The organism is Pediococcus parvulus, assembly GCF_007990205.1.
Lineage (GTDB): Bacteria > Bacillota > Bacilli > Lactobacillales > Lactobacillaceae > Pediococcus > Pediococcus parvulus.
The window spans coordinates 24,789-40,856 of the sequence record NZ_BJWE01000014.1; the positions used below are offsets into that span (position 1 = coordinate 24,789).

The 16,068-nt window shown below is 37.8% G+C and carries 15 protein-coding genes; 14 read left to right on the forward strand and 1 reads right to left on the reverse strand.

The window, feature by feature from the left end:
• Positions 1–8 precede the first annotated feature (8 nt).
• From PPA04_RS04475 to PPA04_RS04520, 10 genes are all read left to right on the forward strand, one after another.
• Positions 9–1,211, forward strand: coding sequence for an FtsW/RodA/SpoVE family cell cycle protein (locus PPA04_RS04475; RefSeq protein ID WP_057783838.1), 1,203 nt, complete (start codon positions 9–11; stop codon positions 1,209–1,211).
• 363 nt (positions 1,212–1,574) lie between these two features.
• Entirely contained in the window at positions 1,575–2,612 is a 1,038-nt protein-coding gene (locus PPA04_RS04480) for a methionine ABC transporter ATP-binding protein (RefSeq protein ID WP_057783840.1), read from the forward strand.
• A complete protein-coding gene (locus PPA04_RS04485; RefSeq protein WP_057783842.1) occupies positions 2,602–3,288 on the forward strand; it encodes a methionine ABC transporter permease in 687 nt (228 codons plus the stop codon). The genes PPA04_RS04480 and PPA04_RS04485 overlap by 11 nt, the downstream gene beginning before the upstream one ends.
• Positions 3,289–3,307: 19 nt before the next feature.
• Entirely contained in the window at positions 3,308–4,141 is an 834-nt protein-coding gene (locus PPA04_RS04490) for a MetQ/NlpA family ABC transporter substrate-binding protein (RefSeq protein ID WP_057783843.1), read from the forward strand.
• A 116-nt stretch (positions 4,142–4,257) separates the two neighbouring features.
• A complete protein-coding gene (locus tag PPA04_RS04495; RefSeq protein ID WP_057783846.1) occupies positions 4,258–5,172 on the forward strand; it encodes an L-lactate dehydrogenase in 915 nt (304 codons plus the stop codon).
• Positions 5,173–5,318: 146 nt separating this feature from the next.
• The gene (locus tag PPA04_RS04500) at positions 5,319–6,101 is read left to right on the forward strand and encodes an ABC transporter ATP-binding protein (protein ID WP_057783848.1); all 783 of its coding nucleotides are present in this window, start codon (positions 5,319–5,321) and stop codon (positions 6,099–6,101) included.
• A complete protein-coding gene (locus PPA04_RS04505; protein WP_057783850.1) occupies positions 6,091–7,890 on the forward strand; it encodes an FtsX-like permease family protein in 1,800 nt (599 codons plus the stop codon). Before PPA04_RS04500 ends, PPA04_RS04505 begins: the two co-directional genes overlap by 11 nt.
• A 12-nt stretch (positions 7,891–7,902) precedes the next feature.
• A complete protein-coding gene (locus PPA04_RS04510; RefSeq protein WP_057783852.1) occupies positions 7,903–8,280 on the forward strand; it encodes a GntR family transcriptional regulator in 378 nt (125 codons plus the stop codon).
• The gene (locus PPA04_RS04515) at positions 8,270–9,136 is read left to right on the forward strand and encodes an ATP-binding cassette domain-containing protein (protein WP_057783854.1); all 867 of its coding nucleotides are present in this window, start codon (positions 8,270–8,272) and stop codon (positions 9,134–9,136) included. Before PPA04_RS04510 ends, PPA04_RS04515 begins: the two co-directional genes overlap by 11 nt.
• A complete protein-coding gene (locus tag PPA04_RS04520; RefSeq protein WP_057783856.1) occupies positions 9,133–9,912 on the forward strand; it encodes a hypothetical protein in 780 nt (259 codons plus the stop codon). The genes PPA04_RS04515 and PPA04_RS04520 overlap by 4 nt, the downstream gene beginning before the upstream one ends.
• Before the next feature lie 50 nt (positions 9,913–9,962).
• Here PPA04_RS04520 and PPA04_RS04525 read toward each other — a convergent pair whose 3' ends face one another.
• Entirely contained in the window at positions 9,963–10,691 is a 729-nt protein-coding gene (locus tag PPA04_RS04525; protein ID WP_057783859.1) for a DUF975 family protein, read from the reverse strand.
• Between the two features lie 148 nt (positions 10,692–10,839).
• Here PPA04_RS04525 and PPA04_RS04530 point away from each other — a divergent pair, with 148 nt between their 5' ends.
• The 4 genes from PPA04_RS04530 (at position 10,840) to PPA04_RS04545 (ending at position 16,030) form a co-directional block, all read left to right on the forward strand.
• Entirely contained in the window at positions 10,840–11,811 is a 972-nt protein-coding gene (locus PPA04_RS04530) for a DUF2785 domain-containing protein (protein ID WP_057783861.1), read from the forward strand.
• 12 nt (positions 11,812–11,823) lie between these two features.
• On the forward strand, positions 11,824–12,861 hold the full coding sequence (locus tag PPA04_RS04535) for a zinc-binding alcohol dehydrogenase family protein (RefSeq protein ID WP_198145847.1): 1,038 nt from the start codon (positions 11,824–11,826) through the stop codon (positions 12,859–12,861).
• Between the two features lie 85 nt (positions 12,862–12,946).
• On the forward strand, positions 12,947–14,059 hold the full coding sequence (locus PPA04_RS04540; RefSeq protein ID WP_057783863.1) for a D-alanine--D-alanine ligase family protein: 1,113 nt from the start codon (positions 12,947–12,949) through the stop codon (positions 14,057–14,059).
• Positions 14,060–14,263: 204 nt separating this feature from the next.
• Positions 14,264–16,030: a glycerophosphodiester phosphodiesterase gene (locus tag PPA04_RS04545; RefSeq protein ID WP_057783865.1), complete on the forward strand. Its 1,767-nt coding sequence runs from the start codon at positions 14,264–14,266 to the stop codon at positions 16,028–16,030.
• The last annotated feature ends 38 nt before the right edge of the window (positions 16,031–16,068 follow it).

Here is a 16,068-nt window from a genome sequence, read left to right on the forward strand (position 1 = left end):
TCTTTAGTTTGAATAACGATTCACGAGTTAGAAGACGGGAAGGCGATTCTCGCATTGATTATGGAATAATTTTTTCGGTGTTAATGTTGGCCTTAATTGGACTTGCCTCGATTTATGTTGCTGCGGCACATGATACGGGCAGTGTAAGCGTGATCCATCAAGTAGCTTCGCAGTTAGTGTGGTATGTATTAGGGGTTGCTGCGGTTGTTGTCATCATGCAGTTTGATTCCGAACAACTTTGGAAGATAGCGCCGTATGCTTACTGGTTTGGTATTTTTTTACTAGTTGCAGTTTTGATATTTTACAGCAGAAGTTATGCAGCAAGTACCGGGGCTAAGAGTTGGTTTGCCTTTCGTGGATTCACTTTTCAGCCTTCAGAAGTTATGAAGCCGGCCTATATTTTGATGATGGCTAAAGTTTTGACGGATTTTAATGCCCAGCATAAGCGCCATACCATGCGATCTGATTGGCGTTTAATTGGCGAAATGATTTTATGGACGTTGCCAATTCCTGTTTTACTACTTTTGCAGCACGACTTCGGAACCATGTTAGTATTTATCGCTATTTTTGCTGGATTAGTCATTGTTTCAGGCGTAACTTGGCGAATTTTAGTACCTGCATTTGTCACGGCAACGGTTTTGGCTAGCAGTACATTGATGTTGGTAGTGAGTGATTGGGGACGTAGTCTTTTGTCTCACGTCGGATTTGAAAGCTATCAGTTTAGCCGAATTGATACCTGGCTAGACCCATCTTCTGATACGACAAATTCAGGTTATCAATTATGGCAGAGTATTAAAGCAATTGGGTCGGGACAACTATTCGGAAAAGGTTTCAATGTTTCGAATGTCTATGTGCCAGTCCGAGAGTCAGATATGATTTTCTCTGTGATCGGTGAAAACTTTGGTTTTATCGGCAGTGTGGTTTTAGTTCTGTTATACATGCTTTTGATGTATCAAATGATTCGTGTCACTTTTGATACGAAGAACGCTTTTTATGCTTATATTGCTACAGGGACAATCATGATGATTTTATTTCATGTTCTCGAAAATATCGGAATGAACATTGGTTTGTTGCCTTTAACTGGAATTCCGCTCCCATTTGTGAGTCAAGGGGGATCAGCCCTTATTGGAAATATGATAGGAATTGGGTTGATTATGTCTATGCGGTTTCACCACGATTCATACAGTACGCTTCAAAAAACAGATTTCTAATAAAAAACTCATATTTGTGGTTGACAGACACAATTTGAATGAGTATACTGCATTTAATAGCTAAACATTAAAACAAGATGAGTAAGTTGATTACTACTTTAAGAGAGTTCCTTTTGGTGAGATGGGACAGTAAGTGCAATCGAAGATGGTCTTGATAAAAGAGGTATTTGTGAGCGTTCTGCAAGCAAGTACTGGGTGCGCCCATTATAGCGTCCGAGTTGTTTGACTCGTTAAGGCTGACTTTGTGAAAAGTTAGTGAATTTGGGTGGTAACACGGAAGAGAAGTCTTTCGTCCTAGTTGATTTATTTCAACGGGATGAAAGACTTTTTTGTTTGGTTAAAAAGAAAGAGGAGGTTGATCGTTTGATAGAATTTAAGGATGTTTCGAAGACCTTCGCTACAGAAAAAGGTAACGTTACAGCAATTAAAGACGTGAACATGAAGATTGAAGACGGTGAAATATTTGGAATCGTTGGGTATTCTGGTGCTGGTAAGACGACTTTGATCAGAATGCTGAATGGTCTAGAAACTCCAACGACAGGTGTGGTTGAGGTGAATGGCACTAAGATCTCAGAGCTGGATCGCAATGCATTAAGAAAAAAGCGCCACAAAATTGGAATGATTTTTCAACATTTTAATCTATTGTGGTCTCGAACCGTTCGTAAGAATATTGAGTTTCCCCTTGAAATTGCCAAGATTTCAAAAGCCGATCGTCAAAAGAAGGCAGAAGAGTTAATCAAATTGGTTGGTTTGGAAGGTAAAGAAGATGCCTATCCTTCTGAATTATCCGGTGGTCAAAAACAACGAGTTGGTGTGGCGAGAGCTTTGGCAAACGATCCAGAAATTTTGCTTTCTGATGAGGCTACCAGTGCACTTGATCCACAGACTACCGATGAAGTATTGGACCTATTAATGGATATCAATAAGCGATTAGGAATTACGATTGTTTTAATTACTCATGAAATGCATGTGATTCGAAAGATTTGCGAGCATGTTGCCGTTTTGGATGGTGGTAAGATCATTGAGTCTGGTCAAGTTTTGGACGTTTTTAAGCATCCACAACAACCAATTACAAAACGATTTGTTTACTCAGAGGCTGCTCCGTCGCCGGAAGATACCAATGTGGTTGTAGAACAGTTGCTAAAGGAATATCCAAATGGCAAAATTATTCAATTGACCTTTCATGGTAATCAAGCCAATTTACCAATTGTTTCGGAAATTATTCATAAATTTCCTAAGATCCGAATCAGCATTATTGAAGGAAATATCCATCAAACCCATGAGGGCGCAATTGGTTCACTTTTCTTACAGTTGATTGGTGATGAAGGGGATATTAACGGGGCTTTAGACTATCTGAAGACTATGCGTGTCGAAACGGAGGTGATCGAACATGGGAGGTAGTACAGGTTACTTTGAATTTAACACAGTTGACTGGAATCAAATGTGGAGCGCAACTTGGGAGACCATTTGGATGACCATCGTTTCGATTGTAGCCGTTGCGATCTTGGGATACTTTATTGGATTATTATTGTTTGAAACCAGTGGAAGTACTAATTTAGTTGTCCGCATTATTAACTGGATTGTTGCGCTTTTTGTCAATGTGTTTCGATCTATTCCATTTATCATTTTAATCGTTTTGTTGTTGCCATTTACTAAGAATGTCGTGGGAACGATCATTGGCCCAGTTGCGGCGTTACCATCCTTAATTATTTCCGCAGCTCCGTTTTATGGTCGAATGGTTGAATTAGCGTTTCATGAAATTGATCGGGGTGTGCTTGAGGCTTCAAACGCAATGGGAGCCAGTCAATGGCAGATTATTACGAAGGTTTTATTACCAGAAAGTTTGCCAGCGTTGATTTCGGGAATTACGGTTACAACGATTTCTTTGATTGGTTATACAGCTATGGCCGGTGCAATTGGTGCCGGTGGGCTGGGAAATTTGGCCTATCAAGAAGGATTTGAGAGTAGTAATAATACGGTGACTTTAGTTGCCACAGTCATTATTGTGATCATTGTTTTTGCTTTCCAATTTCTCGGGGATTTCGCAACCCGAAAAGTTGATAAACGAGTACTTTAATTTGAGGAGGAGTTTGAATATGAAGAAGAATAAAATTTTTGGCTTTTTAGCAGTCGCAGCAACAGCACTTTTATTGGTGTCTTGTGGTAAGAAATCAAGCACCAGTTCCAAAACAACACCCATTACAGTTGGGGCATCTGCAGTGCCACATGCTCAAATTTTAAAACATGTCCAACCTGAGTTGAAAAAAGAAGGGGTTAATTTAAAGATTAAAGTCTTTCAAGATTACGTTCTTCCTAATAAAGCTTTAGCTAACGGTGATATTGATGCGAACTACTTCCAACACATTCCATTTTTGAATCAATGGAATAAGAAAAACAAAGGTAATTTAATTGATGCCGGTGCCGTTCACTTGGAACCAATTTCTGTATTCTCTAAGAAGTATAAAAATCTCAAAAATTTACCAAAGAATGCGACTGTTTTGGTAAGTAATAATGCACCAGATTATGGTCGAATTTTGACGATCTTTAAGGATGCCGGTTTGATTACGATCAAAAAGGGTGTGGATATCACAAGTGCAACGTTTAATGATATTGCAAGTAATCCAAAACATATTCAATTTAAACATAGTTATGAGCCGAAACTGATGCCTCAATTGTACAAAAACGGCGAAGGTGACGCGGTTGTGATTAATGCTAACTATGCGGTTCAATCTGGTTTGAATCCAATTACACAATCTGTGGCAATTGAAAAATCTAATTCACCATACAAAAATATCATTGCAATTCGTCCAAGTGAGAAGAACAACAAAGCCATCAAGAAATTGGTTAAAGCTCTTCAATCAAAGAGTACGCAATCTTGGATCAAGAAACATTACAAGGGTGCTATTTTACCTGTAAAACCAGTTAAATAATCGAATTTTGATATGTAAATGGCCGTTGAAGTTTTGAATTTCAATGGCTTTTTATGTATTGACCATCTTTCAGAAAATGGGTAGGATTAAGTTAATAACGAGAAAAGGGTGTTAAAATGAGAAAATTTGGAATTATTGGTTTAGGGAACGTTGGCCGTACAGTTGCATATACTTTGGTTACAAAGGGAATTGCTGATTCACTAGTACTTATTGATAAAGATCAGAAAAAGTCACGTGCTGAGCAGTTAGACCTGCAGGATGCCCAAGCACGATTGAATACAACTACCCAAATCACAACTCAAAATTACGACAATTTGAAGGATGTTGATATTTTATATATCTCAGCTGGAGATATCGCAGTTTCAACTAACAGTGGCGATCGTTTTGCAGAGTTCAAGATCACTTCAGCGGTTGTCAAAGAAATCGCCCCTAAAATTGTGGCATCTGGATTTAAGGGTGTGATTATCGACATTATGAATCCTTGTGATGCGGTTACCAGTTATTTGCAGAAGTTGACTGGGTTTTCAAAGCAAAGAGTGTTTGGAACGGGAACTTTCTTGGATACCGCGCGGATGCAACGTGTTGTTGGTGAAAAATTAAATGTAAATCCCCGCAGCGTAGAAGGTTATGTTTTGGGTGAGCATGGAAATAGCCAATTTGTGGCATGGTCAAGTGTTCGTGTAAAAGGTGAAGCTATTCAGGATTTACCTGAAGCTAAAGACTTCGATTTTGATCAATTAGCTGATGCCGCTAAACAAGGTGCTTGGGAAGTTGCTTCCGGTAAAGGATTTACTTCAGCTGCAATTGCGACTTGTGGTGTCAGTTTGGGACAAGCAGTTTTGTCGGATGCTCGTTTAGTTTGTCCGGTGTCTGGTTATAGTGAAAAATATAGTACTTACGTTGGTTTACCAGCGATTGTGGGCAAGAACGGAATTGAGTCTGTGGTTGACTTACCTTTGACAGACGAAGAAACTGTAAAGTTCGCTAAGTCTGCGGAAATGATTCATGATCGGGTAGCCAAGTTAAACTAATCTTTGAATTTTAAAGCTTTTAAACATTTACAGCCAAACAGGTTGAAAGTGTTTAAAAGCTTTTTTGTACTTGACAGAAAAATACTTTCCAAGTATAGTTAGTTACATAAGTAATTAACCAATTTACCGATATGGGGGAAGCAACTGTGAAAGAACAAACGGTTATTGATGTTCAAAGCGTGACAAAAGTGTATGGAAAGAAAAATGAAAAACAGTACACTGCTTTACAAAACGTCAATTTTAATGTAAAAAAAGGTGAATTCGTAGGCATTATGGGGGCTTCGGGTTCAGGAAAAACGACATTGCTGAATATTTTAGCAACGATGGATCAACCAACGGCAGGTAACGTCTTTATTGCAGGTCAAGATGTGACACAGTTGAAAGGAAATGCCGTTTCGGATTTTCGGGCTAAAAAGATTGGCTTTATTTTTCAGGATTTTAATCTCTTGGAAAGTTTATCGAATGCAGAAAATATTGGATTACCATTGACTTTGCAGGGCGTTAAAAAGCGGAAAACTAACGAACTTGTCCATCAAATTGCTAGTCAGTTGGGGATCAATCAGCTACTTGATAAATATCCGGTAGAAATATCTGGTGGTCAAAAGCAACGGGTTGCGGCCGCGAGGGGATTAATCTCACGACCACAAATTTTATTTGCCGATGAACCAACCGGAGCTTTGGATTCCCAAAATGCCCGAGAACTTTTGGAAACTTTGAAACAAGTTAATGATGAAGAACAAGTTTCTATATTAATGGTAACCCATGATCCGTTTTCAGCTAGTTACTGTGAACGCATTTTGTTCATTAAGGATGGCCAAATTGGTGAACAACTTGAAGCTGGCAGTCAAACGCGAACTGAGTTTTACCAAACAATTTTGAATAAACTTGGCACCTTTAATGATCAGGGGGAAGATGTCGATGTTATTTAAATTAGCCTTTATAAGTGTTAAGGATCGTTGGCGGGACTATTTGGTGCTTTTTTCTGGATTGATTATTTCAAGCGCAATTTTTTATATGTTTGAAGCAATCGCCACTAATCAAGCCTTCATCAAGGGAAATATTTCACTTGGGTTAGCGACGTTTGTTTTTCAATTTGGTTCTGTGCTCCTTGGAATTATTACCCTCGTTTATATCGTGTATGCTAATTCATTCCTAATGAATATGAGAGAACATGATTATGGTTTGTTCATCATGTTAGGCGGGAAAAAATCACGACTTGGTTTCTTAATTTTTTTAGAAACGTTATTGATTGGGGCAATTTCCACAGTCTTGGGTGTTGTAGTCGGTGTTGGGCTTACAAAAGGATTATCTCAATTATTAATGCACGAGTTGGGCGTTGAAGTTGCCCATTTTACTGCCTGGAATACCATGGCTTTGCTTGTGACTTTTGCGTTCTTTATTGTGATCTTTTTTATGGCTTCGTTAATTAATCAGCACAAGTTGCTACATCGACCGGTGTTAAAATTGCTCCATGCTGATACGGTGGCAGATAAACCAATCAAGTTAACGGCCTGGCGTTACGCTGAAGGTGGATTAGGTTTAGTTTTAATAGCCGGTGGTTACTGGGCAATGGCGGCTATTGAGACTTTGCAACTTCTCTCAATTCCAATTGCACTGGTCACAATCGTATTGGGCACGTATTTTTTGTATCATGCACTTTTTCAAATTTTGATTACGGGATTGAAACGCTCACGCTTGGCAGGTAAGGGCTTAAATAGCTTTACATTAGGCCAGTTAAACTTTCGCATTCGAGATTATACCAGAATTCTAGCCGTCGTAAGTATCCTTTTTGCCTTAGCCTTAGGAGCAATTACGGTTGGAATGGGCTATCATCGTTTAATCCCAAGTATGGCAAGCGGTAGTTCAGCTTATGACTTGGTTGTTTATAAGCAAACTGCGAAAACTAAACAATTAATTCAAAAATTAGATTTAATAAAGCAAGTGACTTATAAGCGAAAAATTGTTGGCACAACTGCCTATTTTGACCAAATGGAGTTTCAAGAAACACCTTTTCAAGTGAGTCGCGTTAAGGCTGATGCCGTTGTCTTCAAACTAGCTACTAGTGAGCAACTGAGGTCTAGTTCACGGGTGCAAGAGCAATTTTTGAGTCTGCAAGCAAATTACACTTTAAGACAGATCAGAGTTGTGTCTCACCGTAATTTTCTGAAAATTCAGGGTAAGCCATCACAATTAACTTTACTGAAGACAACCGGATTAGCTAAAAATGCAGGTGTGTTGAAACAAATTGCAGAAAATCAAACCAATCAATTTCCTGGCCACATGTCGATTCAACAGTTAGGCGGGGCTTATCCACTGTACCAAGTGGCCAATGTCATGTTTGGTGGATTAGAATTTGTGGGCTTCTTCTTAGGATTGGCGTTTTTGACAATGTTGGCAAGCTGTTTAATGTTTAAAATTTTATCGGGTGTCCAACCGGATAGACAGCGCTATTATATGTTAAACCGATTAGGAACGCGACAAAATTTAATTCGGCGTTCAATTCGCCGTGAATTAGGCGCACTGTTTTTGTTGCCAGGGATATTAGGAATTATTCACGTCCTGTTTGGCTTGAAGATGTTTGTTCCGTTGATGGGTGATCCGTATGTTCATTTACAGACCCCCTTTGTGATTTTCTTACTGTTGTATTTGGGGTATTATTTAATTACATTGTTTATTTATGAAAAATTAGTGGTTCCAAGTATAAACATGCAGTCTTGAGGTGGTGATCATATGCAATTTGATTTTAGTGGGCAAGAACCCATTTATTTACAGGTAGCTAATCAAATTGAAGAAGGAATTTTTACAGGTGCTTTTAAAGAAGAAACGCAGGTCCCCTCAACAACCGAAATGTCTCGTGAATTTCATATTAACCCCGCGACAGTTTTGAAGGGTATGAATATCCTTGTCACTGAAAAATTGGTGGAAAAACGGCGTGGTTTAGGAATGTTTGTGAAAAAAGGGGCCTATCAGTTAATACTGGAAAAACGGCAAAATGACTTTTTTGAGGATTATGTAAAAAAAATTGTGGCAGAAGCTAAAAATTTAAAGTTATCAGAAACGGAATTGATTCAACTTATCAAAAGGGGGTTTCAAACAAATGGGGATTAAGGTTACGGAAGTTGCCAAAAAATTTGGTCGGAAGCAAATTTTGCAAAATATCAGTCTGGAGATTGAGCCAAATCGAATATACGGTCTGCTGGGCAGAAACGGTGCTGGCAAAAGTACATTATTAAATATTATTACCGACCGCATTTTTGCAAATGGTGGTTCGGTGACCATTGATGGTATTCCAACACACGAGCATGATGAATTGTTAGGCAATATCTATTTGATGAGTGAGGTTAATCTTTATCCAAAAAGGGCCCGTTTACAAGATTTATTTAAATCTTCAAAGAATATGTATGGCGGTTTCAATGAGGCATACGCAAAACACTTGTGTGAGGCATTTGAGTTAAATCCGAAACAAAGATTTGGTCAACTTTCAACAGGTTATCGCACGATCTTTAAATTAATTATTGCCCTTTGTTTACCTGTTGATTACGTTTTTTTAGATGAACCTATTCTTGGTCTTGACGCTAATCATCGTGAGTTGTTTTATAAAGAACTTTTGGATACGTATAGTAGTCATCCCCGAACTTTTGTGATTTCTACTCATATGATTGAAGAGATTGCTAATATGATTGAGCATGTTTTTGTGATAGAAAACGGCAAAATCTTAGTTGATGATGATGTGGACCATATGTTGTCACAGGCATATGTGATCACTGGCCCTGGAGAAACCGTTGATCAGTACACAGTGGGATTAAACGTGATTGGAACGGAATCACTTGGAAATCTCAAAGGTAACTATGTGTTTGGCAACCTGAATGATGATCGAGAGATTCCGGATACAATTCAAATTTCACGAATGGATCTGCAAAAACTCTTCATTCATTTGACAAGTGGCGAGGGGGGATCTAAATGAAAACTAAAATGATTTTTAAAAATAAATTTGGATACTATTTAAAGGGTCTGGGGTACACTTATATTCTAACCTTTTTGTTTATTTTCCTGTTACCGATTGTTTTTGCGTTGCTATTCACGGGAAGCCTTGATGGTATTTCAATTCATAATTTATTGAAAAATAATTTATTACCATTTATTTCGATTCTGTTTTTAGTAATCTCATCATATCGAGTTTATGGACCATTTAAGTTTTATATCCAAAATGGTATTTCTCGTCGAACAGTTTGGAAAGCAACCATTTGGGTGACCGCGCTGCTTAGTTTATTGATGAGCGTAATCAATTATTGTTATTATTATGCGGTGATTTTACCAAACGTTGGAAATGTTGATAATACTTTTTATAACCAACTTTTTGGTCAGTTCCTGGGTTTTCATAGTTTTTGGAATATTCCAGCTCAAATTCTTTATGAATGGTTATTACTTTGGAGTTTTGCTGTTTTGGGTATGTTTTTTGGAAGTTTATCGGCACTCCTGAAGAAGCGAACCCGGCGCATGTTGTGGATTGCCATCCCCATTGGGCTTGTCGTGTTAGTTCGTTTTTTAATGCAGTTCCATACTGGCATGAATTTAGATTGGACGATGAATTTTATCAAATTTGTGGTCGGTTATACAGAAACAACTAACGAAGGGGAATGGAATCCATTCCACCCGGTTGGATTTATGGCGATTATGATTATTTTGGGTACGATCATTAATTACTGGATTCAACAACATATTGTCTTAAAAAATCAGTAAAAAATGAGATCGCAACAAAAACACAGTTTTTGTTGCGATCTCATTTTTGTTTATTGAATAGCAACGAGATGTTTATAAAATGCGGCATAGATCGCTTGAGAATATGGAACGTACCAGATAAATCCAATTCCGAAACTAAATAAGCAAAGAACATACCAGCCAATCATGCTTAATTTTAATAAGAAAAATTCAAATTTATGCCCCTGCATTAATTGGCGACTCATTGTGATACAGTCATTGTATTCAATGCGACCCGCATTGCCAGCGGCTAATTGATCTTTGTAAATCAGGTATGATTGGGAGTAGGCATAGTACTTAATAATTCCAGGAACAATGAGTAATAAAGTCCAAAAAAACAAATAAATGAACTGGAGTACAAAGATTGCCAAAGTTGGAATGAAATAGCGTTTGGTAAAAACTTGAAAAGCACTTTTCACAGGTGAAAACTCGCGATTAGGTTCGCGTAACCAGTCTAGGAATGTGTAACTAACCCCAACACTGATAAATGTAACTATGGCAGTTCGTAAAAAGCTCCAAACATTGGATGAACCGGAATTTGGTGACTCCTCATTAGCATAGCTTGTAACTTCATTATTGAGAAGGTGAGGATTCTTAATGAGCAAGTACAGTCCAAACAAAATACCTAGGGAAATGATAAATCCCACAATTGCTCTAAGGACAATTGGAACTACTGCGGTCATGGAAGCTTGACCCCAATGACCCTTAAAAACTTGTTTGACTTCTTTTTTTAATTCGCGACGGATTTGGTGATATGACATGACAGACTCCTCCTCTTTTTTTCTATTTTACCATGAACCTATGAATTGACAATGTGATGAAGTAATTTAAGATGAGGAGACTGGTTATTAGTACCTTAGGTTTGGAGACGTGGTAAAATTAAACTATTAATTACGAGGAGAAAAAGTTATGAAAGAAGTTGAAGAAGTACGCAGTAGACTACAAAATTTACGGATTAAATTACAAGGTGGTCAGATTTATCAGTCGTTACTTCCGGAAATTGATAAGATTATTATGTCGACAGATGTGTCGGCGCCAACAGAAGTTCACTTGCCTGATGATGACGATGGTATTCGGGACCTTATTCAGTCGCTTCGTGATCAGTTGAATGAGCACGAACTGGAAGAAGTTTCCGATAAGGATTTAATGCAGTTATTTCAACATATTGGCTCGCCTGATTTGATGATTCGTGATAAAGGCGTATATTTTCTATTTAGTGATATTTTGCAGCAACAAATCACCTCGAAAAAACAATTAAAAATGATTTTTGATCATTTGATTCAGGATGAAAGTTTGTTTGATCACATTCTGGAACCTCAAAATGACGGTGTGTTTAAGAGATCATTTAGTTTAATGTTTTTATCAACCTTGTTGTATATAGATCGGGCTGGATCACACTTTATAGATGATGAGAGTAAAAATACCCTTGTTGATCAATTGGTTACTTACATAGCCTTAGAAACAGATACACGGGGTTATTCTGGTAAGAAGGGCTGGGCACATGCCTATACGCATATTGGCAATGTTTTGGATGAATTAGCAGTTGATAATAGCTTGGTTAGAGCGGATAAATTACTTATGTTAGCTGTTTTATTAGCTCGGTACAAACGGCTTTCAACACCACTAATTTTTGGTGAGCCAGAGCGCATAGGTGGCTACATTGCGGATTTAACTAATCAAAACAAGCTTTACACCGACTTTTTGTTGTTAGCACTAAAAAATTGGCGTCATGAGTTAGTGTCGATTCAAACGACAGAAGATGAACAGATGTGGACGCGCCTGTACAACCGCCAGCGATTATTGCAAGCATTAGTCTTAAATCCAGAAATGCCAAAAGAAGTTAGTTCATATTTAAATGAGGAAAATGATTTTCGTTTTTAAGGAGATATTTTAATGAGTGAACAAATAAATGCAATCGGTTTTTACAAAGGTTTACCAATTGAAGATTCAAACAGTTTAATTAATTTAAAAATTGATCGTCCTAAGGCAAATGATTTTGATCTTTTGATTGAAGTTAAGTCCGTTTCCGTAAATCCGGTCGATACTAAGATTCGTCAAGGCCATCCTGAAACAAGTGTTCCAACTGTGCTTGGATTTGATGCCTATGGAACTGTTGTTGAATTGGGGCAGAAAGTGACTAACTTTAAAGTGGGGGATCATGTTTTTTATGCAGGAACCAATAATCGTTCTGGGAGTGACCAAGCTTTGCAGTTAGTGGATGCGCGAATTGTGGCCCATGCACCGCAAAATATTAGTGTGGAAGAAGCGGCAGCCATGCCTTTGACTAGTTTAACGGCTTGGGAATCTCTTTTTGAACGAATGCCATTAATTCCAAAAAAGGATGCTAATTTGGGAAAGCAGATTTTGATTATTAATGGTGCTGGGGGCGTTGGTTCAGTGGCAATTCAGCTGGCAAAGTGGGCAGGTTTAAAAGTTTTAACAACGGCCTCACGACCAGAGACGATTGAATGGGTTAAAAAAATGGGTGCGGATGTCGTTTTGGATTATCACAAATCGTTAGCTGACCAACTTAAAGCAGTTGGCATTCAGTCTGTAGGGTTTGCCTTGATTTTTCACTCAACTGATAATTATTTGCCAATTTTGGCAAAACTCGTGGCACCAGAAGGATTTATCACTTCCATTGTGGAAAATGAACGTCCTTTACCAATGGGACTTTTAAAATCTAAGAGTATTACTTTTGCTTGGGAGTTTATGTTTACAAAAAGTATTTATCAGACTGCAGATATGGCAACACAAGGAACAATCCTCGAAAAGATTGCCACACTTTTGGATGAAAAAGAGATTCGATCAACTTTAACTGTGACGCTTCCGGGAATTAACGCAGCGACTCTAAGACATGCTCATGAACTTGTTGAAACTAATAAAATGATTGGTAAAGTCGTGTTAACTGGCGATTTTGATGCCAAATAGTTTGGATATTAAAGTTTTTTTCTCTGCAAATTCATGGTACAATTTAGGTTCAATACAAAATCTAAGTGATAGGATGAGATTTTAAATGAGTACGGAAAAAAAGATTCACGTTGGTTTGCTATTTGGTGGTAATTCATCTGAACATGATGTTTCAAAGCGTTCTGCACATAATATTTTCGATGCAATGGATAAAGAGCGTTACGAAGTCAGTCTGTTCATGGTTACAAAAGATGGCTATTTGTTGAGTGATGCTTCATCAAGAAGAATTTTTGATGGCGAATCAGAAGATAAAGTTGTGGCAGATGCCATGAAATCGGTTGATAAGGGTAATCCATTGTCACCAATTTTGAACTTGAGTGAACAAAAAGATATCGATGTTTATTTCCCAATTATTCACGGTAATTTGGGTGAAGATGGGACGATTCAAGGCTTGCTACGGCTACTACAAAAGCCTTATGTCGGCAGTGGTATTCTTGCTTCAGCTGTTTCGTTTGACAAGGATACAACTAAACAGTTATTAACACATAATGGGATTCGTAACACAAAGTATGTGGTTGTGACACCCGAAAATCGTGGCGACTATTCCTATGATGTTTGTCGCGAATTACTAGGTGAGCTGATGTTCTTAAAACCCGCTAATCAAGGATCATCAGTGGGTATTCATAAAGCGACAAATGCTCAAGAGTTTGAAACTGGGCTGGATGATGCCTTTCGATATGATTTTAAAGTGTTGGTTGAACAATCAATTGAACAACCAGAAGAAGTGGAAGTTTCTATTTTAGGTAATCAAAGTCCCAAGGCTTCTAAAGTAGGACGAATTATCGTACCGAAATCTGATACATTCTATGATTATAATAATAAGTTTGTCGATGCCAGTGGGGTTCAATTTGAACTACCAGCTAGCATTTCTAGTGAGCTTTCTGATGAAGTTCAACAAATGGCACTGGATGCTTTCCGAGTACTTGGTTGCTGTGGCTTAGCTAGAATTGACTTTTTGGTTGATCATAACAAAGTTCCCTACCTAAGCGAAATTAATACGCTGCCTGGTTTTACAAACATTAGTTTGTATCCCCAACTTTGGGAAGTGTCTGGGATTAGCTATGAAAGGTTAATTGATCAACTCATTGATTTGGCATTTGAGGAATTTAATCGACGTTCTAAAATTCATTATGATTTCACACCGCTTGATGCAGAGTAACAATTTAAAGAAGTCAGAGAAAACTTTTTCTCTGGCTTTTTTAGTTAATGAAAATTGATAGCTAAAACGCAAAGGAAAAGACAAATTCTTCACTAACAAGATGAAGGAACGCGCGTTTTTCTTTTTCAGAGCATTTAGTTCATTTCTTGATAATGTTAAGATTAAAGCGAAAGCAATTTTCCAGCAACGGGGGTAGTGACTGTTATGAAACGCTTCATATTTCGCGATTTTTATCAACTTAAAAATTTAATTAATTACATGATTAAATCAGATGAAAATTTGTATTATGCCAGTTTGACGCTATTAGTTGGTGTTGTAACTAGCATCCTATTGGAGCATGCACTTTTTCTTTCAGAAAATCCGTTATTAATCCCATTAAAATTTATTTTTGCGGTTCTTATTATTTGGGGGATGTTTGTTGGCTTAATGGCAGCATCCCTAATGATTAGTGGGTTTCAGCAACGTAAGCCGGTTAACTTCGATCATTTGAAGGATTTGTTACAAAAGTTGTTTGAAAGAAATTGGATTATTAGTATTGCATATTTCTTTTTTTATGTGGTAATTACGATTCCACTAGGTGGATTTGGATTTGCAACCGTCATTCTGGCTCATATTCCAACAAGCGTTTCAATTCAAAACTTTGTTTTTGCTAATCGCTGGACGGTCGCACCTGTTTTTATTCTTTTGTATCTTATTTTTTGTTACATAGCTCTGCGAATGCTTTTAGCACTTCCAGCAATGATTAGTTATCAATGTTCACTGACTGAAGGAATTCGACTGAGTTGGCGCTTAACAAAAGGGCAGACAGGCAGGATGCTTATCCAGATTTTGATCATTGTTGTTCGTGTTTCCGTACCGTTTCTGCTAATTGGGAGCCTTATTCTAGAAGGTATATTTGCCTGGAACAGCTGGATGCATTCAGACTTACCATCAACTATTTTGATGGTTTTAGCGATTACATTTATTGAACTGTTGTTTGTTGGTTGGTTTTTAGTTTTTATGACTGGTTTTTTGTCACGATTGGGTGAGTGGGTTAGAGTCGTAAACATGCCACTAGCGAAAACACCGGTATTCAAAACAAGAGGATTAAATTATCATCAATGGGATTTGAAACAAATCAAGAAAATTGGGATTGCTTTATTGGGTCTGTTATTTTTGAGCACACCCACGTATGCCTTTTTTTCAATTCGGATGAATGAGAATCATTCAACTGACGTGCTAGTTATCTCACACCGTGGCGTAAGTGATCATAATGGTGTGCAAAATACGATTATGGCACTTAGAAAAACGGCTAAACTAAAACCCGATTATGTGGAAATGGATATTCGAGAAACTAAAGATCATCAGTTTGTGGTCATGCATGATAGTAATCTGTATCATTTGGCCAGAAAAAATAGGTCAGTTTCTGATCTAACCCTAAAAGAATTAACACATTTAACCATTCGAGAAAATGGCTATCAAACTAAAATTAGCAGTTTTTCCGATTACCTTAAAACTGCCCATCAGTTAAAACAGCCTTTGATTGTTGAGATCAAGGCAAGTAAAAATGACACAGCTAATCTGGTGACCCTATTTAATAAAAAGTATGGCCATAGCTTAGAAACACATCACGATATGGTTCATTCTTTGAATGCCACCTTTATGACCCAACTAAAAAAGCAACGGCCAAATTTAGTGACAGGGATTATTACGCCGTTTAACATTGCGCGAATGCCTAAAAATTCAACTGATTTTTATTCCCTTGAATTTCATACACTGAATCGCCAGTTTATTCAGCAGGCTTGGGCACAGCATAAAAAAGTCTATGCTTGGCCAGTGGACGGCATTGAACCGATGAAGCGAATGTTAGCGTTGCGAGTTGATGGGATGATTACAAACCATGTGCAGAGATTACAGAAAGTCATTCGCGAAAGAAATGCGGCGGATTTAAGTCGCTATGAAGTGATCAATAATTTAATTGAACTTTGGTAAAAATGCGAATCTTATTCTTGTTGCAGAAAGGAATGAGA